This window comes from Pseudomonas sp. TH43, from assembly GCF_016650635.1.
GTDB lineage: Bacteria > Pseudomonadota > Gammaproteobacteria > Pseudomonadales > Pseudomonadaceae > Aquipseudomonas.
Genome location: NZ_JAEKFI010000002.1, coordinates 157,651 through 181,241, shown reverse-complemented (window position 1 = coordinate 181,241; position 23,591 = coordinate 157,651). Strand labels below are relative to the sequence as shown.

The following is a 23,591-nucleotide window of genomic DNA, read 5'->3' as shown; positions in this document are numbered from 1 at the left end:
TATCGAAGACGCTGCCCGTGGCCACTCATCTTGATCGTCGCAACAACCTGTCACTGGACAGCCTGAACTTCTTCCTCGCTGACGTGCGCGACGGGCTCGGGCCCTATCTGGCGATTTACCTGCTGGCGGTTCATCAATGGGACCCGGCCAGCATAGGCCTGGTGATGACCATTGCCGGAATCGCCGCGCTCATCACGCAAACCCCAGCAGGCGCATTGGTCGATAGTACGCGTCGCAAACGGGCGATCATTGTCATTGCGGCGTTGCTGGTGACGGGCAGTTGTCTGCTGCTGCCTTTTGTTACCTCATTCAGTCTGGTGGCGCTGACTCAAGCCCTCAGCGCTGTCGCCGCATCGATTTTTGCTCCTGCCATTTCGGCGATCACTCTGGGCATCACCGGGCCTCGCGCGTTCACCCGCCGCACTGGGCGCAACGAAACGTTCAACCACGCCGGCAACGCCTGTGCGGCGTTGTTGGCAGGCTTGTTTGCCTACCTGTTCGGCCCGGTAGCGGTGTTCTATCTCATGGCGGCGATGGCGCTCGCCAGTGTCATCGCCGTGTCCTTTGTTTCGCCAAAGGCCATCGACCATGATCTGGCGCGGGGCCTGAACCCCGGCGGTGCCGGGCATGGCACACAACCCTCTGGTTTGTCGGTACTCCTCAAGAACAAACCGCTGCTGATGTTTGCCGTGTGCTGCGCGTTGTTCCACTTGGCGAACGCGGCGATGCTGCCGCTGGTGAGCCAGAAACTGGCGCAAGCCAATTTGCAGATGGCCACGCCACTGACCTCCGCCTGCATCGTGGCGGCGCAGTTGGTCATGGTGCCCGTCGCGTTGCTGTGCGGGGCCAAGGCCGATGTCTGGGGGCGCAAGCCGTTGCTGCTCGCAGGCTTCCTGATTTTGCCGTTGCGTGGCGTGCTCTATGTGTGGTCCGACGACCCTTATTGGCTGGTCGCGGTGCAGTTGCTCGACGGTGTGGGCGCGGGGATTTTCGGCGCGCTGTTTCCAGTGGTGGTGAAAGACCTCACGTTGGGCACCGGGCATTTCAACGTCAGCCTGGGCGCACTCTCGACTGCGTTCGGTCTGGGCGCTGCATTGAGTAACGGCCTTGCGGGATTCGTGGTGCAGGCCGCCGGCTACAGTGCCGCGTTCCTGACTCTGGCGGTGGTCGCCGCCGCCGCGTTGATTCTGCTTTGGGTGGCCGTTCCCGAGACGTTGCAGTGTTCAAGTGCCGAAGCAGATACCCGCCAAATGGACGACTCACTCGCGAGAGTGACGAACGGCCGCCAATAATGGAACATCAGATACTGTGTGCCGCAACGCGCCCAAGGTGATCGGCGTCGTCATTGCTCGAAGCAGGTCACGAAGCTTTGCACAGGCTTGAGGCAAGCGCCGTGAACGCGGATGCGTGGACGCCTTGATCGAAACACTGGATGACGACGTCGCCCGATGACACGCACGGTGTGGATCCCCATTGATAGTGCATGTGCCGAGATACTGCGGGCCATGGAGTCGGCACACGCTATTGAAAACGCTTAACGAAACTCATGGAAATGCAGCAGATGACCAGTAGCCATTCAAGCAGCGACATGCCAAAAACCGGCATGCTTCACCACGTTGAAATCAATGTCACGTCCCTGGAAGTATCGCTGCGCTTTTGGCGACCGTTGCTCGAGATGCTCGGCTATGCCGAGCACCAGAACTGGCCTGACGGCCGCAGCTATATCCTCAACGGCACTTACCTGGTTTTTGTTCAGGCAAGCGATCTGCAAAGTGACTTCAACCGCAGAGGCGTCGGCTTGAATCATCTCGCCTTCCACGCCAGCTCTCAGGCGCAAGTCGACGAACTGACGGCATGGGTGCGGGCTCAGGGATTTCGTGTTCTTTATGAGAGCGATCATCCATACGCCGGCGGCCCGCAGCACTACGCGCTTTTCTGTGAAGATCCGGACAAGATCAAAGTCGAAATCGTCGCGCCGGGTTTTCATGCAGGTCAGGGTTGATGTACTGCTGTTGAATGGCTCCTTTGCGCAGGTGTGGGACGGGTTTCTGGCCTGTCGGTTTTAAGATCAAAAGATCGCAGCCTGCGGCAGCTCCTACAGGGCTTCATTTTTTGCGTACGTCAGCCGATTACATTCACACGATTCCACGGATGCATTACATGAAAAAGGCATTGCTCGTTCTGGCCATCACAGGCGTCATCGCCGGGTGTCAGACCGCCCCGGTACAAAGTCCCATGCAACAGAGCTTTGCGAATATCCAATGCATGCTTATTGGCGGGAAGAAAGAAATCACCGCGAACGAGGTGCAATTTGTCCGTAACGCCAGCGACAACGGCAACGTGCGCTGCAAGACCGAACTCGGTGGCTTGTACGAATCCGGTCGCGGTGGCCTGCCACAAGACTTCGGCAAGGCCAGATCGCTGTACGAATCGGTCGCTGCCGTGGATGGCGCCGGTAACGAAAGACTCGCGCGCATGGCCGAGGAAGGCCACGGGCAGCCGCGCAACGACGTGGAAGCGCGACGGCTTTATCAGTTGGCGCTGACCAACACCGACAGCGATAAAAGCAAACTCGCATTGGCCCGATTGATGGAAGAGGGCCGTGGTGGCCCACAGGATCTGTTCGGGGCAATGATGTATTACGTTGAGGCCAGCCAGCATGCCGGCGATGTCTCGTGGCAGGGTATTCAACGGATTCGCGCTCAAGGAGTGGCGCTGACACCTGAACAGACCCAGCGCTACAACGACGTCTGGAGCGACACCAGTCGCAAGAGTCTCAATCGTACGACCATGGACATCGAGATTGCCCTGAAGAAGCAAATCCAGCGCGGCACCGCGAGCAAACCGGTGACGCTGCAAGTGCAAGGCAAACCGGGTTCGAATGTGCCGCACATCGCAGTGCTCGAAAGCTCGGGCAACGCTGACGTCGACCAGGTCGTGCTCAACGCCTTCGGCAAATACCGCATTCCGGCCGAACCGATATTGCCGGCAGGCCAGGATTCATGGTCGTCCGAGCGATCCCTCAAAGTCGGTTTGAACTGAAGCACTGCAGCCACTTGCCGGGACCACGACGCGCGTCCACTCTATGGCATGCCGACAAGGAGCGTCAGCCGACTCTCCGTCGCGACCACAGGGAGCTTGCAGCATGAGCGAAGACAACAAAGTCAAAGGCCCGGCATCCTACTTTCCGTCCATCGAAAAGAAGTACGGCCAGCCCATCGACCACTGGTTGAGTCTGCTCGCCAGCGTCACCGACAAAAAACACATGGAGCTGGTTGCCTGGCTCAAAGATGAGCACGGCATGGGCCACGGCCATGCCAACGCACTGGTCGCGCATCATCTGGCCAAGGACAAAAAATGAGGGCAGGGCAGCCATGAACTTCTCCCATCGGCCAGTGACGGCCGACGATGTCACAACCATCTGCGGTTTTCCGCAGGGTGTTCAAGAGTTGTACTTCATGTTCCCGAAAGCGCAGTACCCGCTGACGGCAGAGCAGATGCACACTGCGATCAGCCAGCGCTTCGACTCCACGGTGTTCCTTGCCAACGGCGAGTTCGTCGGTTTCGCCAATTTCTACCGCGCTGAACACAACGGCATCTGTTGCATCGGCAACGTCATCGTCGCGCCCTATGCGCGAGGCCAAGGCGTCGCCCGATACATCATCGAAACGATGACGGCACTGGCCTTCGAAAAGTACCAGGCCAACGAAGTGCAACTGTCCTGCTTCAACGAAAACACCGCCGGTCTGTTGCTCTACCCGAAACTCGGCTTCGTGCCGTTCGCCATCGAAGAGCGACCGGCGCCGAACGGCGGTCGCTCAGCGCTCATTCACATGACCCGCAGTCGAGGCGCCACCGATGCCGCTGAGCTTCCATAAAATGCACGCCAACGGCGATGACTTCGTCGTGGTCGATGCGCGAAACACCACCAACCCGATCACCAGCGAACTGGCCCGACAGCTGGGTGATCGCCACCGAGGCATCGGTTTCAACCAACTCGCCGTGTTGCTCGATTGCGCGGATGCCGAAGCCCGGCTGCAGTTCTGGAACGCCGACGGTTCGGCGCTCGACGTGTGCGGCAGCGCCACCCGAGGCGCCGCCGACCGACTGATGCGCGAAGCCAGCCGAAAATCGATCACCCTGCGCACCCAACGCGGTGTGCTCCACTGTGAACGCACGCCCAGCGGACTGATCTCGGTCGACATGGGCCAACCGCTGCTCGACTGGGCCGACATTCCCCTGGCCGAGGCATACGACACGCTTGTGCTGCCGCTTCCCGGCGAACCCGCCGCGTGCAGCATGGGTAACCCGCATTGCACCTATTTCGTCGAAGACCTCAACATCCTCGACCTCGCCGCCCTCGGCCCAACCCTCGAAACCCACCCGCTGTTCCCGCACAAAACCAACGTGCACTTCGTCCAAATCATCGACCGCAGCCACATCCGCCTGCGCATCTGGGAACGCAATGGCGCGATTCCGCTCGGCTCCGGCTCCTGCGCTTGCGGCGCCGCAGTAAACGGCATCCGCCGAGGCCTGCTCGACCAAACCGTCATCGTCGAATGCGACGGCGGCCCCGTCACCGTCCACTGGAACGGCACCGACACCGTCACCCTGAGCGGCCCGGTCGAACCGATCTTCTCCGGCACAATCCCCTAACCCCCGAAAGGCCTCATCTACGCCAACCCATTTCCCTATCCCCCGACGAATTCATCTGCTCCAACCCCGACCGCCCCCTGTAGGAGCTGCCGAAGGCTGCGATCTTTTGATCTCCGCTCAACGGCCCCGGAAAACTAGCTAAGCAAGTTAGCTACATGCTAAGTTCACCCCTCAACCACCCCACGCTAAACCCCGGACAACCCCGCATGAAGCCATCGTCACCCCCGCCGAAGACCCCCGCAGCCTGCAAATCGCCACGGACCCCGTCGGCCAGCAGCTCCAGCAAATCGCCATCCTGACGCGCAAAGCCGCGGGCAATCTCGGCACCGCGCTCGGCATCAATCAAACCGACATGGCCGCACTGGAGCATCTGATCACTGACGGCCCCTTGCCGCCAACCGAACTCGCCACGCGACTTTCAGTGACCACCGCCGGCATCACCCAAGTCATCGACCGACTGGAACGCGCCGGGCATGTCGTCCGCGAGCGCCAGCTCGATGACAAGCGGCGGGTGCTGGTGTGCCCGCTGCCCGACTCAGTGGCGCAGGCCTATCGGCACATCGCGCCAATGCTCAATGGCCTGACGACGGTGCTCGGTGCCCTCGAAGGTGAGGATCGTGCCGTGGTCGAGGCATTTCTCGGGCAAGTGATCGAGGTCTACCGCAGCACCTTGCCAGGCAGCACCGAACCCACCCGTGAGGACGCGCAATGAAACCGCAAAAAGTGCTTATAACCGGCGCAAGCATTGCCGGCCCGGCGCTGGCGTATTGGTTGTCCCGGCAGGGCATGGACGTCACCGTGGTCGAGCGGGCGCCGGCGTTTCGCGATGGTGGGCAGACGATCGACGTGCGTGGCGCTGGCCGCGTTGTCGTGCAACGCATGGGCCTGGAGGAGCGGATTCGGGCGAACACCACCCATGAGCAGGGCATCGCGTTTGTTGACCAAGACAATTGCACCAAAGCGTTTATTGCGGTCGACGCGTTCGACGGTGACGGGCCGATCGCCGAGCTGGAGATCCTGCGCGGCGAGCTGGCCAAGCTGTTGATCCAGCACAGTCAGGACCGGGTCCGCTACCGATTCGGCGACAGCATCGCAACTCTTCAAGACGATGGTGAACAGGTGCAGGTGCGCTTCGAGCAGGGTGATGAGCAGGTCTACGATCTGGTCATCGTCGCCGAAGGGATTGGTTCGGCGACGCGCAATCAGGTATTCGGCGACGAAGTCGAGCGTCGTCCGCTGGATCTCTACACCGCTTATTTCACCGTGCCCCGGCAGCCGAGCGACGGCCAGATCATGCGCTGGCACAACATCCCCGGCGGCCGTTGTGTCTGCCTGCGCCCGGACAACCTCGGCACCACGCGGGCCTTTCTGTCTTTTCAGCAAGCGCCGAGCGGCTACGAGAAACTCACGCAGGCCGAACAGAAATCATTGCTCAAACAGATATTTGCCGACGCCGGCTGGGAGACGCCGCGCGTGCTCGCAGCGCTGGAGCAGGCGAGCGATCTTTATCTGGACGCGGTAGGGCAGGTCAAAATGCCCCGCTGGTCCAAAGGGCGCGTCGTGCTGGTGGGGGACGCCGCCTACTGCGCCTCGCCCATCAGCGGCATGGGCACCAGCCTGGGACTTTGCGGCGCCTACGTGCTGGCCGGCGAATTGGGTCGCCACGCTGACCACGTTCAGGCCTTCGCGGCCTACGAAAAACTCATGCGACCTTACGTCGATCAGGCGCAAAGCGTGCCCAAGTTCGCACCCAGACTGGCCTCGCCACATTCGCGCCTTGGCATCGCCCTCGGCCACGCGGTGCTGAGATTGGCCACCGCGCCGGGGTTCAAGCGCTTGTTCGGGAAAATCCTTTCGCCGAAAGCGGATGCCATCGAGCTGCCGAATTATGCCGAGCAACAGCAGGGATAGATTTGGATGTGATTTCCCGAAGCCTTTGCGTCGATTTACCCCGCAGACGTCACTCGCGCAGCCTGCGCTGGGTCACGCGACGTCACCAGCCCGAGGAAGGAAATCACCAGCGCCAGTCCGATGGTTGTGGTGACTTCGGTGCGGTGTTGCGGGGTGAGCATCATCACCGCCAGCGCCGCGCAGATGAACACGATCACCAGCCAGGTCAGCCAGGGAAACAGCCACATGCGGAAGGTCAGCTCGACGTTGCGTTGACGCAACAGCTTGCGCATACGCAACTGCGACACCGCAATCGCCAGGTACACCAGCAACGCAATCGCCCCGGAGCTGGCCAGCAGGAATTCAAACAGCCCGGCGGGCATGATGTAGCTCCACACGGTAATCGCCGCGCCGAGCACCGTGCTGGCGATAACGGCTGCGCGTGGCACGCCTTCCGAAGAGGTCGCCTTCAGCGCTTTCGGCGCATCGCCACGACGGCCCAGCGAGTACAACATGCGCGAGGCAATGTAGATCGAGGAGTTCATGCAACTGGCCACGGCAATCAGCACGACCACATCGACCATGAACTTGGCGTGGGGAATGTTCATGATTTCCAGCGCCCGCTGATACGAACCGACCGAGGCCAGCAACGGGTCATTCCAAGGCACCACGGAAATCACCACGAAAATCGACAGCAGGTAAAACACGCCGATGCGCCAGATTACCGAACGCGTTGCCTTGGCAATGTTGCGCGCCGGGTCATTCGATTCGGCGGCGGCGATGGTCACAGCTTCCGTACCGATGAAACTGAACATGATGGTGATGAAAGCGCCGACAACCGCCGACAGCCCATTAGGAGCAAAGCCACCGTGTTCAGCCATCAAACCGCTCAACCCGCTGACTTCCCGGTCGGGCACCCAGCCCATCAACACAGCAAAACCAACACCAATAAAACCAATGATCGCCACGACCTTGGCCATCGCAAACCAGAACTCGAACTCACCATATTTCGACACGCTGAACAGGTTGGTCACCACCAGCGCAATGATCGACACCAAGGCGAACAGCCAGGCATCGATCTGCGGAAACCATTGGTGCAGCACATGGCCGGCCGCCAGCGCTTCGATCGGAATCACCAGCACCCAGAACCACCAGTAAAGCCAACCGATGGTAAAACCGGCCCAACGCCCGATGGCCTGATCGGCATAGGTGGAAAACGAACCGGTGTCGGGATTGGCCACCGCCATTTCGCCGAGCATGCGCATGACCAGAACGACGAGCAACCCTGAGAAAAGATACGCCAGCAGCACCGCCGGACCGGCCGCTGCGATGGCGTGTCCTGAGCCTACGAACAAACCGGCACCGATGATGCCGGCGATTGACAGCATGGTGACGTGACGAGGCTTGAAGCCCTGCGCCAATTGGCTACTCGAATCCTTGGAGTTCGGGCTAATCATTGTTTTTTTTATTCTCTGCTGATCGACATTTAAGCGGGTTGAAAAGGGGCAGCCGAGCATCGTTGTTGCCTGCCGAATAGCTTGGAAAGATCCCCCTTCAAACGCTGCAGTTCTTATCAAACCGATCATTTCGATGCGGCTATTTTTATGAAAAGACGCGTCACCTTACCCGGCTTTTCTGCTGATTCAGATGCCTGATCACGCCACCATCGTGTCTGATATCGACATGCGGATACCTTGCGGTCTTGTTGGAAACCCGTCAGTCACCGGCAGGCGCGCATCCGCTACAACCGGCGTTCTCAACACCTTTCGTCTATTATCCCGACCACTTTTCAAGCGTTGAGACCTTGCCATGCAAGAGGATTACTGGCCCTTCCATCTCTTCGGGGCGACATTCGCCAGTGAGGCCGAGGCACAGCAATTTGTTTTCGAACAGTGGGAGCCGCAGCCTCTCGAAACAGCATCCGACAGCGAGTACTCGGCATGGGAAGAGCGCAATCCGACGTGGCGGTTATCAGAGGAGCTAGGGTTCCACATGGACTCGGATTTCGTGGAGCTTGCCAATAATCCGGAAGATCTCATCGCGCAGATCCAGAGCCCGTCCGAGAGAGAACGAGTGGCAGCTACAGCGACAGCATTTACCCACCTCATTCTGGTGGGGATGAATGCTATCTGGGGGGATAGACGCTCGGCGTCAACTCAGGTTGAGTCGCCAGTGCGCTCACCAGAAAGCACAGCAACGTTTACCTACCTCGGGAAATTCAACTGAACGCAAAGTTCTACAGCGAAGGAACCAGGGCGGATCCATTTTGCTAGAGCAGTTTGGCGGACAGCTTCCAACCATCAGCCAAGCGGCGTCGGCTGAAACCGGGCCGTCCTTCACGAAGTGTGCACTTCGCCAAAACGGACAACCCGGGTCTGTCGGGTGTGTCAGCAAAAATGCTCTTGGCTTGTTCGGGATTGAAGTGGGCACGAATCGCCGCATCGAGCTCATCCGCCTGCAAATTGGCCGCATAGGAGTCGATAAACAGCACCTGCATCTCCTTGAACGGGGCTTTGTCTCCGATTGCCTGGCGCACGTTCCAACACCGCTTTCCATAGCAAACCCGCAGAAGTGCAGGGCGCCGCATTCCAAGCCGACGCCCCCAAAACCCCTACCGCCCCATACTCCCGTAGGAGCAAAGCTTGCTCGCGAAAACGCCTTCAGCCGCACCAAAAATCCCAACCCAGCCAAAACCCGAAAGCGCCAAGCCAATCCTTGCCGCTGACCACTAAACAGGAAATAACCTTCCTGTTTAAACGAAGCCTCCAGCAACCACCTAAGCCCTACAACGCCTTGCGCCATTGCCTACGACTAAGCCAGAATCCGCTGGCTTGTGCGCCTAGCTCGCGGGTTCTATTGTCTGTCGGTCGCTGGAAAACAGTGATCGGGTTTGGTAGCCCGCCATAACTAGTCGCATCGCACACCGTTTGCAGACCTCTCCAGGTCGCTGCTCAATGGTGGCCATGCGCAGGACACCTTCGGGTGTGCCGGGTCCTAGTTACCGGTCTACCAACCCGCGTATGGCCACCACCTTCGTTTGGTAGCGAATGTGAAGGCTCCTTTTAATTAACTAGGAGTTTCACCGTGTTCAAAGTAACGCCATGAACGAGCCCCATGAAAGACAGGACACCGTTTCCCCCTTACGATAAGGGATAGGCAAACGGTTATGTTTATGACTAACAGCAACGATAAGAATGGGGAGCTTTTGGGCCAGGAGCGGCGGCGCCGCTGGAGCCCAGAGCAAAAGCTGGCCATGGTTCGCGAGAGCCTTGAGCCAGGGCAAGGTGTGTCGGTCGTCGCTCGGCGCAACGGCATCAATGCCAACCAATTATTCCTGTGGCGCAAGCTGTATCAGGACGGCAGCCTGTCGGCGGTCAGCGCGGGCGAAGCCGTGGTGCCGGCCTCCGAGCTGAGCGATGCGCTCAAGCAGATCCGTGAGCTGCAACGGATGCTGGGCAAAAAAACGATGGAAGCGGAAATCCTCAAAGAAGCCGTGGAGATCGCCCGGTCGCGAAAATGGATTGCGCACTCACCCTTGTTGCCGGGGGACGACCAGTGAAACTGGTCAGCGAATGTCTCGGTGTGGCGCGCTCGCAATTAACGGTTCGAATCAAGCAATCGGTATCGCCCAAGACACGGCGAAGCAGGCCTGTGAACGACGCTGAGTTGGTGGCCGAAATCCAGCAACAGGTCAGCGAACTGCCCAGCTATGGCTACCGTCGAGTCTGGGGATTGCTGCGTCGCGTCCGTGAAACCCAGTTGCTACCCGCGATCAACGTGAAGCGGGTTTACCGGGTGATGCGTGATCACAACCTGCTACTTGAACGCCGGATCAAACAACCCGGCGTGCCGCGTCGGCACGAAGGCCGTATTGCGGTGCAAACCAGCGATACGCGTTGGTGCTCGGACGGCTTTGAATTCCGTTGCGAGGACGGCGCTAAACTGAGCGTGACCTTCGCCCTGGACTGCTGTGATCGCGAAGCCATCGGCTGGGTAGCCAGCCCAACCGGGTACAGCGGCGATGACATCCGCGACTTGATGTTGGAAAGCGTGGAGAAGCGCTTCGGTGATCAGCTGCCTGCAACGCCGGTGCAGTGGCTCAGCGATAACGGTTCGGCCTACACCGCCGAACAGACGCGCCTGTTTGCTCGACAGATCGGCTTGCAGCCGGTGACCACACCGGTGCGTAGCCCACAGAGTAATGGCATGGCAGAGAGCTTCGTGAAGACGATCAAGCGTGATTACGTGGCGCACATGCCCAAGCCGGATCGAGAAACGGCGCTGCGTAACTTGGCAATTGCCTTCGAACATTACAACGAGCAGCATCCGCACAGCGCCTTGAACTACCGTTCACCGAGGGAGTTCAGGCGCTTGGCAGTGGCATCAATTTAACGGGGAGTTGGTGTCCGGTTTTGAAGGGGCAAGTCCACGCCAAACCCACCGGACGCCGATCCGATCCCGTACGATCCAACGCTTGAACCCCTAAAGATAAAAGAGGCGACCGACCGCGCCATCAACTTCTATCTCAACCCCGGCTCACTGAAACTCTCAATCCCCTCCCGCAAGACCACAAGGATCTTCCTCGTCGACCCTGCGGTGGACGAAGAAACCCTACTCGTCGAAGCCTGCGAATCATTGGCTGCCGCCAGCGACATGGCGCGCGACATCGGCGACGTCGTCGACCACTCCCAACGCCGAGCCATGCTGATGCTGCATCAGGTGATCATGCTGAGCGAACTCATGGTCAATCGAATACTGGATAGCCGCCGCCTACCCAACTAGCCGACAGACCGTATGAAGGGCCTCACCCCTTCATACACAAATCAGAGTTCCATGTAGGAGCTGCCGAAGGCTGCGATCTTTTGATCTGCTTTTTTACAATCAAAGGCAAGATCAAAAGATCGCAGCCTGCGGCAGCTCCTACAGGATGATCATTTTTTTGCAGTACCCGATGGGTACTTGCTTGGAGTTCCTGATGTCTGAAACCACAACCCATTCAGCGGTTACAGATCCGATATCACCTTACGAATCCTTAGGTTCAAGAAAACTCCACGAAGCCGCCGAGCGCGCCCTCGATCATTACCTTTTGCCGGCGGCCACAAGTACGGCCACGCCTTATAGTCCCAGCAGCATGTTCATGGTCAACCCGCAAACCGACACCGAGTCATTACTGGCAAACGCCTGCGAGTCCCTGGCATCGGCAACGGTGATGCTCGGCGATTTCGCCGGCACACTGGACGGGCCGAACCGCCACACCTTGCAAGGCATCGCTCAAGTGGTGATGTTGGGGGAATTGGCGGTCAACAAGGCGTTGGATAACGTTGAACTTAAGCAGCCAGTTTCAGAGCCCGTCAGCGGAATGAAATAGGCTGAGCAGCCAACGATCTGTGGCGAGGGAGCTTGCTCCCAATGAGGCGCGAATCTCCCTTCGCCACTAAATTAGCGAATCAAACGAGACCCACGTATTTTCCGAAATTAATCCGTCGCCAACGACAGCAAAACCCTCGGTTCGGCCAGTGAAATGCTCATCAACTTTGCCCCGAGTCCGACATGTCTCACCGCAAGGCTGCGCTCGGCATTGCGCAGAACGTGATGCTCGGCGAACTCGCAGTAAATCAAGCGTTGGACAGCGTAAAAATCGCCCTCTGACCACCCACCGCAACGAGGCGAAACCCTCGTCACTAAACGCGGTCTGAACAACGCTGGCACAGGGCCACGGCTTGTGCCACGCAGTCTCGACTGTCACCCTTCGCGCCGTTCTTCAAGGATCAGAACAAGGAATCAAGGATTGAGTGGTTACGTCCCCAACCCACCAAAAAACCATCGCTACGCAGAAGCCAAACCCGTCGATATTCATGCCCAGCGTTGGGCTGAGTATGAGAAGCACGGGAAAGAGCCTGCGTCGGCGCGTGAAAAAATCGGCATTGCCTTGCGTATCGGAGTGTTCTTCGACGGTACCGGCAATAACGCTAGTAATGCTGCTGCGGGCTTGCTGTGCGGCGCCCATCATCCAATTGCCGCCGAAGACATTGATGCCAGTTGCAAGCCGTTCATGAAAAATCCGGACAGCAGCTATGGCAACGACACCAGCAATGTGCAAAAACTTAGTGACTTGTACTACGCGCCTCAAAATGCCGAAGGCGATAGCTCGCATAAGCAAGCGTTCCGTATGGTCTATATCCAAGGTATCGGTACCCGCTCAGGCGAAGAGGACAGCACTCTCGGGGCTGGTACAGGCCGAGGCGAAACGGGCGTTGCGGGTCGTGTTCAGTTCTCATTTTCAGAGATCAAACTGCGCATCGAAGGCGTGTTAGCGAACATTCCCAATAGTGAAATCACCTCTCTGACTTTCGATACGTTTGGCTTCAGTCGTGGAGCTGCTGCCGCCCGACATTTTGCCAATGAAATTGCCCGTGGAAAGCAGGGGCCGCTCGGGGAGGTTTTGCGGAGCAGCGCGAGAGGGTTCAGCTCAACCTTCAATGATCAATATAAAAGCAGCATCAATATGGGCTTTATTGGTCTGTTCGACACCGTGCCCTCAATTGCTGGCTGGTCCAATCTGGGCAACATCAAAAGCTCCATCGCGACGGGCATCAAGCTGTACTTGGATCGACGATTTTTTTCCGACGTTGTTCAACTGACAGCCCGCGATGAATGTCGAGCCAACTTCGCTCTGAGTCGTGTTAAACCCGATCATCTGGAAATCACCTTGCCGGGTGTTCACTCTGATCTGGGTGGTGGTTACCTCCAAGAAGCGCAAGAAAACGTGCTTATCAGCCCGATGCAAACACTTGATGTTTCGCAATTCACTGATGTATCTGCTACCTCGATTTACCGTGACGCTGCGATAGTCAAAGATCAATGGCTTGCGAAAGGTTGGCCTTCAGAAATGCTGGAAATCGTCACGCCTGATGCGACTCCTTTACCAAATAGCCAGCCCAATGGGATCAGCCCACGCATGAAGCGCGTGTACGCTGCGGTCCAGCTCAAACGCCCTGTAAGCGGCATGCTGTCCAGGGTTTATCTGCGAGTAATGCACCAATTGGCAAAAGAGAAGGGCGTTCGGTTTAAAGACATCCCAGACACTCCAGACCTGGCTATCCCCTCAGAACTACAAGCGCTGTGTGATCGGTTCTTGGCCAAGGACTACAACGTCACTTCTGAGGAAGAACAGCTTCTGAAACTGAAGTACATTCACACCTCTGCAAACTGGAACCACCCTCTTGGGCGCAGAGATGGTAGCGGTATAAGAGCTGTCTACATCAACGCTCCTACGGCAGACTCGATTCGCGTGCAACATCCTCACGTACCTGATTGGACGCTTTGGTAATGAAATTAATTGTGACCCTGCTATGCGTGTTGTTCTTGACTGGCTGCCAATCTGCTGACCCATTCTCCGGAACGAATGACCCCAAGTCCGAATGGTGGGAACTGGCCTTCGTCGAACCGGATTACATGCAGGTTTGGGTAGAGGACAGTTCCGTCCAAGACATCACCGGTAGGGTCTACTACCGAGCAAATGGTGGCTCTGCGGCGGGTGGTGAGCCTGAAGACGGCACCGAGTCAGCGCGCGGTTGGTCAATCGTGGACGGCAGTGGTAAACAAGTGGTGGGCGCCGGTCTTCCCGTCCGAATCTATGTCCGGTGGCAGTCAATCGTTGAAAAGAAAACCTGGCAAGCCTGGGTGGATATTCCTGAGCAAGCAAGGCAACTGATGGCGTCATCCATCCACAAACGATGCCCGGAAACTCCTGATCAAGAAGCGCGATTTATGGCGTCGGTCTACTTGGGGCTCGCTCCCGGCGGAGTCGTGCAGGCTTGGGTCAAGGACTCTTGCCATAAAGCGATCAAAGTGGCTCGGGCACAGGCTGAGATCGAACCACTGGGGCCGAGTCAGGGCAAGAATGGAGGGCGCTACGCCTATCCCGTCAGTGAGAAATCCAAACGGTATATCGAGAAGTGGGGCATTCCTTACGGGAGTTGGTAAGCCGTCCTGCAATAAAGGAAAAAGCGAGGTGGCAGGATTTAATCGTGGTCTGGCGCCGATTTCTCCCCGGGACCTGTGCGGCTGGATCACTAACGGTTTGTAGGAAAACACCACGAAGGAGGCGGGCGCTTTCCGCGCGTAAACGTAACGCTTAAAGCACGTTTAAATTACACGAACTGTTACTCCATAAAGGCTACGTCAGCTTGCGCCGTTGCCTACGCCTACTACAGAATCCGCCGGCATACGCCGCTATGGGGCGGGCTATATCGTTTCCCGGTCACTGCAAAACAGTGATCGGGTTTGGTAGCCCGCTTTGATACGTTCGTATTGCGCCACCCTATGTCGTCATTCTATTTGGCGGCGTTTTTTTGGTGGACATGCGTGGGGCTCATTCGTGAGCGCCGGGTTTCGTATCGACCGGTCTACCAACCCGCGCATGGCCGCCACCCATCGTTTGGTAGCGAGGGTGAGGGCTCCTATTTATTTCGATACGAGACTTCATCTATGTTCAAAGTAACGCCCAACCCACCGGACGCCGATCCGATCCCGTACGACCCAACGCTTGAACCCCAAAAGATAAAAGAGGCGACCGACCGCGCCATCAACTTCTATCTCAATCCTGGCTCACTGAAACTCTCAATCCCCTCCCGCAAGTCCAGCAAGATCTTCCTCGTCGATCCCTCCGTGGACGAAGAAACCTTGCTCGTCGAAGCCTGCGAATCATTGGCAGCCGCCAGCGACATGGCGCGCGACATCGGCGACGTCGTCGACCACTCCCAACGCCGAGCCATGCTGATGCTGCATCAGGTGATCATGCTGAGCGAACTCATGGTCAATCGAATACTGGATAGCCGCCGCCTACCCAACTAACCGACAGACCGTATGAAGGGCCCCACCCCTTCATACACAAATCAGAGTTCCATGTAGGAGCTGCCGAAGGCTGCGATCTTTTGATCTTGTTTTTTCACAATCAAGATCAAAAGATCGCAGCCTGCGGCAGCTCCTACAGGATGATCATTTTTTTGCAGTACCCGATGGGTACTTGCTTGGAGTTCCTGATGTCTGAACCCACAACCCATTCAGCGGTTACAGATCCGATATCGCCTTATGAATCATTAGGTTCAAGAAAACTCCACGAAGCCGCTGAACGCGCCCTCGATCATTACCTTTTGCCGACGGCCACGAATACGGCCACGCCCTACAGCCCCAGCAGCATGTTCATGGTCAACCCGCAAACCGACACCGAGTCATTACTGGCAAACGCCTGCGAGTCCCTGGCATCGGCAACGGTGATGCTCGGCGATTTCGCCGGAACGCTGGACGGGCCACACCGCCACACATTGCAAGGCATCGCTCAAGTGGTGATGTTGGGTGAATTGGCGGTTAACAAGGCGTTGGATAACGTCGAACTGAAGCAGCCAGTTTCAGAGCCCGTCACCGGAATGAAATAGGCTGGGCGAGCAACAATCTGTGGCGAGGGAGCTTGCTCTTGATCAGGCGCGAACCTTCCTTAGCCACAAAACCAGCGAATCAAAAGAGACCGACTTATTTTCTGAAAATAAATCCGTCCCCCTTTCAGGAGACTGCTTTGAAAATTGAAAGAATTGCACGCTTTGATGATGTTGACCCATATTTGGGGTATGAGTACCGCGGGTTCAACTATGTGATTCGGAGTGAAATGAATGAGCTTCATATTAGGACTTACGATGATGAACTCGGTAAAGCAACGATAGTATGGCCGACTTCTATGCCTGCAAGTCGCTGTCTCAGAATGCTCGTTGAGTTTTTACAAGTTGAGCTGAGTGTGTCCTCGATCTTTCTATACAACAGCGAGGCGGGGAACTATGCAGAGATAGATCTGCATAGCTTAATATTCAAAAAGGGAGTGTCATAAATTTTGTGTTCGGGCATAACATGCTGCAGAGGTGCATGTATGCCAACCAAAAAGAAACCGGCCCGTGAGGCCAAGCGTGACCTTCCGTCCATTCCAAAAGAGCTGATCGACCAGTTCCTCAGCGAGACGATGAGTGCCGAAGCGATTCAGGATGCCGCGATGGCGTTCAAAAAGGCGCTTATCGAAAGAGCCCTTGGTGCCGAGTTGGGACTTCACCTTGGCTATCCTCAGGGCGCGGAGCGCCCTGAGGATTCGAGTAACCAGCGTAACGGCAAGAGCGGCAAAACCGTGCTGACCGATGACGGCCCGTTGCGTCTGGATATTCCCAGAGACCGTGACGGCAGCTTTTCTCCGATTTTGATCCCCAAACACGAGCGGCGTTTTACAGGCTTTGATGACAAGATCATTGCCATGTATGCCCGCGGCATGAGCGTTCGTGAGATTCGTGCATTTCTCTCGGAACAGTACGCAACAGATGTCTCCCATGACTTCATCAGCACCGTTACCGACGCTGTTCTGGAGGAAGTCAGTACGTGGCAACAACGGCCCCTCGAGCCCATGTACCCGGTCATTTTCTTTGATGCGCTGCGGGTTAAAATCCGTGATGAAGGCGTGGTTCGCAACAAAGCGATTTACCTGGCTCTGGGCGTACTTCCGGACGGCACCCGCGACATTCTGGGCATCTGGATTGAGAACACAGAGGGCGCCAAGTTCTGGATGAAAGTCTTCAACGACCTTAAAACCCGAGGTGTCGAAGATGTCCTGATTGCGGTAACGGATGGTCTCAAAGGCATGCCTGAAGCCTTGAGTGCAGTGTTTCCTCAGACAGCGTTGCAGACATGCATCGTTCACCTGATCCGCAACAGCCTTGATTACGCGGCATGGGACAAGCGTCGCGAACTGGCCAAGGCCCTGAAACCGATTTATCAAGCACTCAACGCCGAAGTCGCCGAGCAAGCTCTGGATGCCTTCGAATCGGGGCCTTGGGGCAAGCAATATCCAACGGTGGTTGCAGCCTGGCGACGCGCTTGGGATCGAGTTATCCCGTTCTTTGTGTTCCCGCCAGCCATACGAAAGGTGATCTACACCACCAATGCCATCGAGAGTATCAACTCGCAGCTGCGCAAGATCATCAAGACAAGAGGTCACTTTCCAACCGACGAAGCCGCGACGAAACTGATCTGGCTGGCACTGCAAAACATCACCGCCAACTGGGGAAGCGCCGCCCATGACTGGAAAAACGCTATGAATCAATTTGCGGTTTTGTACGGGGACCGATTCATCAGGTCTAACTGGTGAAATGAAGGCCTGCCTGACGGCAGGCCATTAACGGCCCGCACACAAAAAATCTGACACTCTCTTCAAAAAATAAATCTGTCACGTTGCGAATCATTCGAATAGCCAAAACGCATTTCATCAGTCAACCCACATTCAAGAAAGCAGCCCCACCCCCTAGTCGTTCAAAGCCATCAGCCTATGACGATGTCAAACCCTGCCTCGGCCAACACCTCACCATTAACCATCACCCGAACCCCATGCCGCCCAACATGATGCTTGCGCGTAGTGAAGTCCTTAATCTGCTGACTCCGCCGGACCACCTCACTCCCAAACCCCGCCAACGCCACCGTCTTCAACTTAAAAACCTTCCTCGAAACCCCGCCATTCGCCTTCACATAGTCAATCGCATAATCAATCACCAACCGCTGCTCATGCGCCACGGTGGACTTCACCGTAAACGACAACGTAATCGTCTCACCCAACTGCACCACCGCCGGTTCAACCCGCACATCCAGCAACTCAACCTCAGCCTTCGCCCCCGCGCCAATCACCGTCAGCGCGCGCACGTCCCCCTGTTTGATCAAACTCCGCAACGCATGCTTGGCAATCCACGCGGTGTGTTTGTTCTCCAGCGACCAACCCTCAATCACATCCAGCACCCATTCCGGGTGCTCTTTGGTGACGTCATTCAGGTGATTCGCCACGGACTTGCGCACGTAGAGGCTGTCGTCGGCCTTCAATCGATCCAATATTCCGGCGGCCAACTGAGGATTGGCTTGCACCGCTTCCAGCCGAAACGACCAAGGCAGGCGAGGGCGGCTGCCTTCGCTGGCGAGGCGGCGGACGTGGTGGTTTTCGTCTTGTGCCCAGTCGTGCATCAATTCAAGCGAGCGTTCCAGGTCGCTGCGCAGAAAGTGGCGGATGGCGAATTCGGATGAGCCGAACGTCGTGAAGTATTTCAGGGCTTCCATGGAGGTATCGAATGCGTGCCCGCCGTAGCTCGCGACGTAGTGCGGCAGGCACATGCTGACGAATCCACTGTTGAGCCGTGGTGCTAGCTGAAAAAGCACGTCGAGTGAATCTTCGTAACCCAGCGGCAGCACGGCATGCAGGCTTTCGCTGACACGCGCCATGCGTTGCATCACTGATAACTCAGCAAGTCCGTCCTGAGCATGTTTGAGAAACGCCTTGGCCTTGAACGCGGGATACACGGCGCTCATTTCGTCAGCGATATGTCGCAGGCGTTCGGCGTTGAAGATTTCCTTTAACGCCGGGGCGGCGGTGTCGGTGGTGCTCACGGTCAGTTCATCGGCGTGCTGACGAACGCTTCGAGCGTTTCGGCGTAGGCGGTGTATTGCGCGATATGGGGGTAGCGCCGGGTGTCGATCTGGTCGGGGACGACGAGGTCGGTGAAGCTCCACGCGACGGCGAGGCTGATGCCGGCCTGGGTCAGGGTGCCGTCGGTGGGCAGGCCGTTTTGCTCGAGTTCTTGTTCGAGGGCGGTAAACGCGGCGGCGAGTTGGCCTTCGACGCGTTCGACCCACGGTTGGTATTGGATATCGGCCGGGCGCAGGTTGCGTTCGTAATAAAGCTGCACGGCTTTTTCGCAGGCGGCGAGGCTGAGGCCGATCAGGCGCAGGGCGTGGGCGCGTTGGCGCAATTCTTTCGGCAGCAGGCTTTTGCCTGAACTGGCTTCGAGGTAGTCGAGGATCAGCGTCGAGTCCATGAGCACCACGCCGTCATCGAGGATCAGCGTAGGCGCTTTGACCACCGGGTTGATCTGCTGGAATTGCTCGAAGTGGCGGAACACCGAGACTGACTCGTGTTCGAGGTCAATCCCCAGGCGTTTGGCGGAGATCGCTACGCGGCGCACGTAAGGGGAGTCGAGCATGCCGATCAATTTCATGACGCGTTCCTTCAAGTCAATCCGATGGGAAGGCATAACCTAGCCGAGCTTGAGGAAAATGTCAGTCGTCGAATCCGGCTTGTTCGTGAATCTCATCGACATTCAGTTCAAGGCGATAGGCTACTGCCACGAACAACGCCTGACACAGGCACAGCGTTGCGCTCAGCGAACGAAAGGCGAGGGCGCTGCCTTCGTTGACCAGCAACACGCTGTTGGCGTGTTTTGCCAGGGGCGAGAGGTGGCTGTCGGTGAGGATTAGCGTGTTGGCCCGTTGCTGGCGGGCGTAGCGCAGGCAGTGTTGGGTTTCCTTGGCGTAGGGGGTGAAGCTGATGGCGATGACCAGGTCGTTGGCGCGCACGCTGCGCATCTGCTCGCGATAGCTGCCGCCGAGCCCGGAAACCAGTTGAATGCGCTTGTGAGTGTGTTGCAAGTTGTAAACGAGGTAGTCGGCTACGGCGAAGGAACGGCGTACGCCGACGACGTAGATGTTGTCGGCGTTGGCGATGAGGTCGACGGCTGTTTCGAACGCAACATCGTCGAGTTCACGGCCCAGGCGTTCGATGCCGGAGCGGGTGGCGTCAATGCATTCGCGGGCGAGGTCGCCGTCGCTGGCTTTCTGCGACTGGTTGGCGATCATGCTGCGGATGCGTTGTTGGTAGTTCTGCACGGGCGAGGCTTTGTGGGTGTAGGCGCTGCGAAACAGCGCCTGCATTTCGCTGAAGCCGCTAAAACCAAAGCGTTGCGAGAAGCGCACGATGGCGGACGGGTGGACCTCGCACTCTCGGGCGATGTCGCTGATGCGATCGACCATGATCCTGTCGCTCTGCTGGCTCATGTAGCTGGCGATGCGTTTGAGCTGGCGTGGCAGGGCTTCGTATTCTTCGGTGATCAGTTGCAGTAAGCGCTCGGCGTTGATCGGGGGGCTGGCGAGCGGCTGCGCTTCATTGGCCGGCAGATCGGGGCGGGGCATAAGTCATCCTTCGGGCTGATCGATCATCCTGTGGCGAGGGAGCAATCTGGCTCGCCACAGGAGGGTTGCGGTGTGGCTGATATTAGGAGGGCTTTTGCGGGTCTGCTTGGCTGAAACGATGCACTGGCGCATGAAAATGCGGCGATCCGAGATTGCTCTGTTAGCCGTTTGTCTTCTATATACAGCCGCTCGACTGAATTTCTTGCTATAAACGCACTCCGATGACCGCTATGAAGCCTGTGTCAGAGCAGTTTCCGGGCTTTGTTGGACAGATTCCCTGTATTTACAGTTGCTGAGGCCTCAAACGGGCCTTAGACTGCCGCCCCTCGTAAATTGAGTGCCGGGTGGCGTTTGCAATAAACGATGCCTTTTCGTCGACCGGACACGGTTCGTCGAAACGCTCCCTAATTCGCCTTAATGCACGTTTTTTTATAGAGATATCAATGACAAAGGACAAGTTGCTGGCCATGCCGGCAGATGACTACATGAATGCCGAGCAGCACGCTTTCTTCACTGAGCTGTTGCAGAACATGAAAGTCGAAACCCACGAGCGCATTGAGCAAAACCGCATCGCCATCGAAAGCCTGGACACCCCGGCTGACCCGGCGGACGCGGCTTCGGTTGAAGAAGAGCGCACCTGGCTGGTGAACGCGATCGATCGCGACCAGCGCATGCTGCCGCAATTGGAACAAGCCCTTGAGCGCATCAAGGAAGACAGCTTTGGCTGGTGCGACGACAGCGGCGAGGCCATTGGCCTGAAGCGCCTGCTGATCAGCCCGACCACCAAGTACTGCATCGAAGCTCAAGAGCGTCACGAGCAGATCGATAAGCACCAGCGTCAGGCCTGATTCTGTGGGGTGACCCTTTGAATGGGGGCACCTGGAAAAGATCGCAGCCTTCGGCAGCTCCACTTGGGGTTGTTGGGGCTGCGATCTTTGTTTTTGCTCGTCTGTGATATTTCCACGCGGTTCATTGACCTGCTGCAGACCCCACGACTAACGGACCATGGATAATGGCGTTGTAGTGGCGTTGTAGTGGCGTTTAATGCAGTCACAACAATGAGAACAAGCGTGGGGTGTTGAAATGACGAGAGATGGATCTCTGGTTGGGGCTCTGCCTGCACCAGTGCTTTTGCCGAAAAACCGCTGGATCGCTCCGACCCTGCAAAGCATCGCCCTGATGCTGTTGTTGGCCGGCATGACGCTGGGTGAGTGGTCGCTTTACGTTGGTATGCCGTTGGCGGTGCTGATTATCTGGCTGCCGCGCCTGCGCGCCCGAGCCGTCCCCGCTGTACCGCCTGCCGACACTGGCAGCGCTATTTCCGATCTGACCCGCGACCTTTCCTACACCACCAGCCACAACGCGTTGTCGGCGGCGGGTGTGGCGTTTTCGGTCAAGGAACTGGCAAGCAAGCTCGAATCGCAACTGGATGCGGCGGCGCGAATTGTCAGTAATGCCGAGGTGATGATCGCCACCGAACACGCCACTTCACAGCTCAGCCGTGAAGCGCTGGAGGCCGCGAGTGAAGCGCATCACAGCAGTGCGGCGGGGCGTACGGAACTGGTTGATTCGATTTCGCGCATGCATCAACTCAGTCAGCGCGCCAATACCAGCCGCGAGTTGATCGAGGCGTTGAGCGTGCGCAGCGACGACATTCAGCGCGTGACGCTGGTGATTCAGTCGATTGCCAGCCAGACCAATCTGTTGGCCTTGAACGCAGCGATCGAAGCGGCGCGGGCTGGCGAACATGGTCGCGGTTTTGCCGTGGTCGCGGATGAGGTGCGCGGGCTGGCGGCGCGCACGGCGTCGGCGACCGGTGAAGTCGGTGAGATGGTTGCCGATATTCAGCAACGCACCGCGCAGGTGGTGGAGCAGATTCGTGAGCTGTCCAGCGATCTGCACACAGGCGTCGAGCAGGTCGAGCTCACCGGTCAGCATCTGCAGAACATCGCGCGACTGGCTGCCGGGGTGGAAGGTCAGGTCGGCGAGATTGCCCGAGGCGCGGAGACCAACCGCGAGCAACTCGACAGTCTGTTCAAAGCCATCGAGCAAATGCGCAGCGATCTGGCGATCAGCGACCAGCAAACCCGACGCCTCGCCGAAGCGGCGGTGCAGATGGAAGGGCAGGCCGAGACGATCAGCGAGCGACTGGCCGAAGTCGGGCTGGATGACTATCACCAGCGCATCTACGACCTGGCGCGCGATGGGGCGAGCCAGATTGCGGCGCGCTTCGAGGCGGATGTCGAGCAGGGGCGGATCAGCCTGGAAGATCTGTTCGATCGCCAGTATCAGGCGATCGCGAATACCCAGCCGCCCAAATATCAAACCCGGTTCGACCGTTACACCGACCAGGTGCTGCCGGCGATTCAGGAGCCTCTGCTGCCGCGTCACGAAGGCTTGGTTTTTGCCATTGCCTGCACGCAGCAGGGTTATGTGCCGACGCACAATCAGGCGTTTAGTCAGCCGCTGACCGGTGATGTGCAGGTCGATGCGGTCAACAATCGCACCAAACGCAAGTTTGCCGATCGCACGGGCATTCGCTGTGGCAGCCACCAAAAACCGGTGTTGTTGCAGACCTACACCCGCGACACCGGCGAGCTGATGCATGACCTCTCGGTGCCAATCATGATCAAGGGCCGGCATTGGGGTGGTTTGCGTCTGGGCTATAAACCTGAACGTGCGCGCTGATCGATTGTTACTTCAGATGCAATGAATCTGTGCATGGGGGTTGCTGTTTCCTCTCGAAAGAAAGCATTAATCTGGCCACTTAGTTAGGTTGCTAATGATTTCGAGAGGTCCGCATGCAATGCAGAGTCGATGTTGCCGTGATGATCGGCAGCGGTGTGCCTGCCGGTTTAAGGGCGATGGGGCAAAGCGTTTGCTGGGTAGTGTTGCTCAATGGTGAGCGACGCGGCACCGCGTTTGCCAGTCGTGACGAGGCAGAGGAGTGCAAGGCTGCATGGCTCGCGCAGTTGAAAGCCGAGCCTTGGGACAGCCTGCACTGATAAGGG

The 23,591-nt window shown here is 57.7% G+C and carries 25 protein-coding genes and 1 pseudogene; 21 read left to right on the top strand and 5 right to left on the bottom strand.

Annotation, left to right across the window (positions count from 1 at the left end; genetic code table 11):
- Window positions 1–17: 17 nt before the first annotated feature.
- The 9 genes and pseudogenes from JFT81_RS07805 (at window position 18) to JFT81_RS07770 (ending at window position 6,567) form a co-directional block, all read left to right on the top strand.
- Window positions 18–1,292 carry an MFS transporter gene (locus JFT81_RS07805; protein WP_201226813.1) on the top strand — a complete coding sequence of 425 codons (1,275 nt, stop codon included), beginning with the start codon at window positions 18–20 and terminating at the stop codon, window positions 1,290–1,292.
- A 65-nt stretch (window positions 1,293–1,357) separates the two neighbouring features.
- Window positions 1,358–1,572: pseudogene (locus JFT81_RS29420) on the top strand (GNAT family N-acetyltransferase); the annotation flags it as partial.
- Window positions 1,553–2,002 carry a VOC family protein gene (locus JFT81_RS07800; protein ID WP_242485585.1) on the top strand — a complete coding sequence of 150 codons (450 nt, stop codon included), beginning with the start codon at window positions 1,553–1,555 and terminating at the stop codon, window positions 2,000–2,002. The pseudogene JFT81_RS29420 and the gene JFT81_RS07800, both read left to right, overlap by 20 nt.
- A gap of 158 nt (window positions 2,003–2,160) precedes the next feature.
- Window positions 2,161–3,042, top strand: a complete 882-nt coding sequence (locus JFT81_RS07795; protein ID WP_201226812.1) for an SEL1-like repeat protein — start codon at window positions 2,161–2,163, stop codon at window positions 3,040–3,042.
- Between the two features lie 103 nt (window positions 3,043–3,145).
- Entirely contained in the window at window positions 3,146–3,361 is a 216-nt protein-coding gene (locus tag JFT81_RS07790) for a DUF4287 domain-containing protein (RefSeq protein ID WP_201202873.1), read from the top strand.
- A gap of 13 nt (window positions 3,362–3,374) precedes the next feature.
- The gene (locus JFT81_RS07785; protein WP_201226811.1) at window positions 3,375–3,878 is read left to right on the top strand and encodes a GNAT family protein; all 504 of its coding nucleotides are present in this window, start codon (window positions 3,375–3,377) and stop codon (window positions 3,876–3,878) included.
- Window positions 3,859–4,656, top strand: a complete 798-nt coding sequence (gene dapF / locus JFT81_RS07780) for a diaminopimelate epimerase (RefSeq protein ID WP_201226810.1) — start codon at window positions 3,859–3,861, stop codon at window positions 4,654–4,656. The genes JFT81_RS07785 and dapF overlap by 20 nt, the downstream gene beginning before the upstream one ends.
- Window positions 4,657–4,870: 214 nt before the next feature.
- Window positions 4,871–5,368 (top strand): MarR family transcriptional regulator, encoded by a 498-nt coding sequence (locus tag JFT81_RS07775; RefSeq protein WP_201227114.1) that lies wholly within the window; start codon window positions 4,871–4,873, stop codon window positions 5,366–5,368.
- Window positions 5,365–6,567 (top strand): FAD-dependent monooxygenase, encoded by a 1,203-nt coding sequence (locus tag JFT81_RS07770; protein WP_201226809.1) that lies wholly within the window; start codon window positions 5,365–5,367, stop codon window positions 6,565–6,567. Before JFT81_RS07775 ends, JFT81_RS07770 begins: the two co-directional genes overlap by 4 nt.
- Window positions 6,568–6,602: 35 nt before the next feature.
- Here the strand turns inward: JFT81_RS07770 and gabP are convergent, their stop codons facing one another.
- Window positions 6,603–8,003, bottom strand: a complete 1,401-nt coding sequence (gabP, locus tag JFT81_RS07765) for a GABA permease (RefSeq protein WP_201226808.1) — start codon at window positions 8,001–8,003, stop codon at window positions 6,603–6,605.
- Window positions 8,004–8,355: 352 nt separating this feature from the next.
- Here gabP and JFT81_RS07760 point away from each other — a divergent pair, with 352 nt between their 5' ends.
- Window positions 8,356–8,772 carry a hypothetical protein gene (locus JFT81_RS07760; RefSeq protein ID WP_201226807.1) on the top strand — a complete coding sequence of 139 codons (417 nt, stop codon included), beginning with the start codon at window positions 8,356–8,358 and terminating at the stop codon, window positions 8,770–8,772.
- 43 nt (window positions 8,773–8,815) lie between these two features.
- Here the strand turns inward: JFT81_RS07760 and JFT81_RS07755 are convergent, their stop codons facing one another.
- Window positions 8,816–9,082, bottom strand: coding sequence for a hypothetical protein (locus JFT81_RS07755; RefSeq protein WP_201226806.1), 267 nt, complete (start codon window positions 9,080–9,082; stop codon window positions 8,816–8,818).
- A gap of 630 nt (window positions 9,083–9,712) precedes the next feature.
- On the opposite strand from JFT81_RS07755, the gene JFT81_RS07750 reads away from it, so the two are divergent.
- The 8 genes from JFT81_RS07750 to JFT81_RS07715 all read left to right on the top strand — a co-directional run bounded on the left by JFT81_RS07750 (window position 9,713) and on the right by JFT81_RS07715 (window position 17,725).
- A protein-coding gene (locus JFT81_RS07750) for an IS3 family transposase (RefSeq protein ID WP_201226805.1) occupies window positions 9,713–10,938 on the top strand; the annotation gives its coding sequence in 2 pieces (ribosomal slippage) (window positions 9,713–10,064 and window positions 10,064–10,938; 1,227 coding nt in all).
- Window positions 10,939–11,001: 63 nt separating this feature from the next.
- The gene (locus tag JFT81_RS07745; protein WP_201227113.1) at window positions 11,002–11,328 is read left to right on the top strand and encodes a DUF6124 family protein; all 327 of its coding nucleotides are present in this window, start codon (window positions 11,002–11,004) and stop codon (window positions 11,326–11,328) included.
- A 193-nt stretch (window positions 11,329–11,521) separates the two neighbouring features.
- A complete protein-coding gene (locus tag JFT81_RS07740; RefSeq protein ID WP_201226804.1) occupies window positions 11,522–11,914 on the top strand; it encodes a DUF6124 family protein in 393 nt (130 codons plus the stop codon).
- 420 nt (window positions 11,915–12,334) lie between these two features.
- Window positions 12,335–13,876, top strand: a complete 1,542-nt coding sequence (locus tag JFT81_RS07735; protein WP_201226803.1) for a DUF2235 domain-containing protein — start codon at window positions 12,335–12,337, stop codon at window positions 13,874–13,876.
- Entirely contained in the window at window positions 13,876–14,532 is a 657-nt protein-coding gene (locus tag JFT81_RS07730) for a DUF2931 family protein (protein ID WP_201226802.1), read from the top strand. The genes JFT81_RS07735 and JFT81_RS07730 overlap by 1 nt, the downstream gene beginning before the upstream one ends.
- Before the next feature lie 504 nt (window positions 14,533–15,036).
- The gene (locus JFT81_RS07725; protein ID WP_008083877.1) at window positions 15,037–15,402 is read left to right on the top strand and encodes a DUF6124 family protein; all 366 of its coding nucleotides are present in this window, start codon (window positions 15,037–15,039) and stop codon (window positions 15,400–15,402) included.
- Window positions 15,403–15,590: 188 nt separating this feature from the next.
- Complete coding sequence (locus JFT81_RS07720; protein WP_201226801.1) at window positions 15,591–15,983, top strand: DUF6124 family protein; 393 nt, start codon at window positions 15,591–15,593, stop codon at window positions 15,981–15,983.
- Window positions 15,984–16,465: 482 nt separating this feature from the next.
- Entirely contained in the window at window positions 16,466–17,725 is a 1,260-nt protein-coding gene (locus tag JFT81_RS07715) for an IS256 family transposase (RefSeq protein ID WP_201225351.1), read from the top strand.
- 170 nt (window positions 17,726–17,895) lie between these two features.
- On the opposite strand, the gene JFT81_RS07710 is transcribed toward JFT81_RS07715, so the two are convergent.
- The 3 genes from JFT81_RS07710 to JFT81_RS07700 form a co-directional block, all read right to left on the bottom strand.
- Complete coding sequence (locus JFT81_RS07710; RefSeq protein WP_201226800.1) at window positions 17,896–19,002, bottom strand: DNA alkylation repair protein; 1,107 nt, start codon at window positions 19,000–19,002, stop codon at window positions 17,896–17,898.
- Between the two features lie 2 nt (window positions 19,003–19,004).
- Window positions 19,005–19,610, bottom strand: a complete 606-nt coding sequence (locus JFT81_RS07705) for a glutathione S-transferase (protein ID WP_201226799.1) — start codon at window positions 19,608–19,610, stop codon at window positions 19,005–19,007.
- A 61-nt stretch (window positions 19,611–19,671) separates the two neighbouring features.
- Window positions 19,672–20,580, bottom strand: a complete 909-nt coding sequence (locus tag JFT81_RS07700; protein ID WP_201226798.1) for a MurR/RpiR family transcriptional regulator — start codon at window positions 20,578–20,580, stop codon at window positions 19,672–19,674.
- Between the two features lie 443 nt (window positions 20,581–21,023).
- Between JFT81_RS07700 and JFT81_RS07695 the strand changes: the two genes are divergently transcribed.
- From JFT81_RS07695 to JFT81_RS07685, 3 genes are all read left to right on the top strand, one after another.
- Window positions 21,024–21,428, top strand: a complete 405-nt coding sequence (locus tag JFT81_RS07695) for a TraR/DksA family transcriptional regulator (protein WP_003225981.1) — start codon at window positions 21,024–21,026, stop codon at window positions 21,426–21,428.
- Window positions 21,429–21,663: 235 nt separating this feature from the next.
- On the top strand, window positions 21,664–23,268 hold the full coding sequence (locus tag JFT81_RS07690) for a methyl-accepting chemotaxis protein (RefSeq protein WP_201226797.1): 1,605 nt from the start codon (window positions 21,664–21,666) through the stop codon (window positions 23,266–23,268).
- Window positions 23,269–23,381: 113 nt separating this feature from the next.
- Window positions 23,382–23,585, top strand: coding sequence for a hypothetical protein (locus JFT81_RS07685; RefSeq protein WP_201226796.1), 204 nt, complete (start codon window positions 23,382–23,384; stop codon window positions 23,583–23,585).
- Window positions 23,586–23,591 lie beyond the last annotated feature (6 nt).

Coding starts and splice junctions, on each gene's coding strand:
- JFT81_RS07800 (WP_242485585.1), top strand. CDS start 1,553: ATGCAGCAGATGACCAGTAGCCATTCAAGCAGCGACATGCCAAAAACC.
- JFT81_RS07795 (WP_201226812.1), top strand. CDS start 2,161: ATGAAAAAGGCATTGCTCGTTCTGGCCATCACAGGCGTCATCGCCGGG.
- JFT81_RS07790 (WP_201202873.1), top strand. CDS start 3,146: ATGAGCGAAGACAACAAAGTCAAAGGCCCGGCATCCTACTTTCCGTCC.
- JFT81_RS07785 (WP_201226811.1), top strand. CDS start 3,375: ATGAACTTCTCCCATCGGCCAGTGACGGCCGACGATGTCACAACCATC.
- dapF (WP_201226810.1), top strand. CDS start 3,859: ATGCCGCTGAGCTTCCATAAAATGCACGCCAACGGCGATGACTTCGTC.
- JFT81_RS07770 (WP_201226809.1), top strand. CDS start 5,365: ATGAAACCGCAAAAAGTGCTTATAACCGGCGCAAGCATTGCCGGCCCG.
- gabP (WP_201226808.1), bottom strand. CDS start 8,003: ATGATTAGCCCGAACTCCAAGGATTCGAGTAGCCAATTGGCGCAGGGC.
- JFT81_RS07760 (WP_201226807.1), top strand. CDS start 8,356: ATGCAAGAGGATTACTGGCCCTTCCATCTCTTCGGGGCGACATTCGCC.
- JFT81_RS07740 (WP_201226804.1), top strand. CDS start 11,522: ATGTCTGAAACCACAACCCATTCAGCGGTTACAGATCCGATATCACCT.
- JFT81_RS07730 (WP_201226802.1), top strand. CDS start 13,876: ATGAAATTAATTGTGACCCTGCTATGCGTGTTGTTCTTGACTGGCTGC.
- JFT81_RS07725 (WP_008083877.1), top strand. CDS start 15,037: ATGTTCAAAGTAACGCCCAACCCACCGGACGCCGATCCGATCCCGTAC.
- JFT81_RS07720 (WP_201226801.1), top strand. CDS start 15,591: ATGTCTGAACCCACAACCCATTCAGCGGTTACAGATCCGATATCGCCT.
- JFT81_RS07715 (WP_201225351.1), top strand. CDS start 16,466: ATGCCAACCAAAAAGAAACCGGCCCGTGAGGCCAAGCGTGACCTTCCG.
- JFT81_RS07705 (WP_201226799.1), bottom strand. CDS start 19,610: ATGAAATTGATCGGCATGCTCGACTCCCCTTACGTGCGCCGCGTAGCG.
- JFT81_RS07700 (WP_201226798.1), bottom strand. CDS start 20,580: ATGCCCCGCCCCGATCTGCCGGCCAATGAAGCGCAGCCGCTCGCCAGC.
- JFT81_RS07695 (WP_003225981.1), top strand. CDS start 21,024: ATGACAAAGGACAAGTTGCTGGCCATGCCGGCAGATGACTACATGAAT.
- JFT81_RS07690 (WP_201226797.1), top strand. CDS start 21,664: ATGACGAGAGATGGATCTCTGGTTGGGGCTCTGCCTGCACCAGTGCTT.
- JFT81_RS07685 (WP_201226796.1), top strand. CDS start 23,382: ATGCAATGCAGAGTCGATGTTGCCGTGATGATCGGCAGCGGTGTGCCT.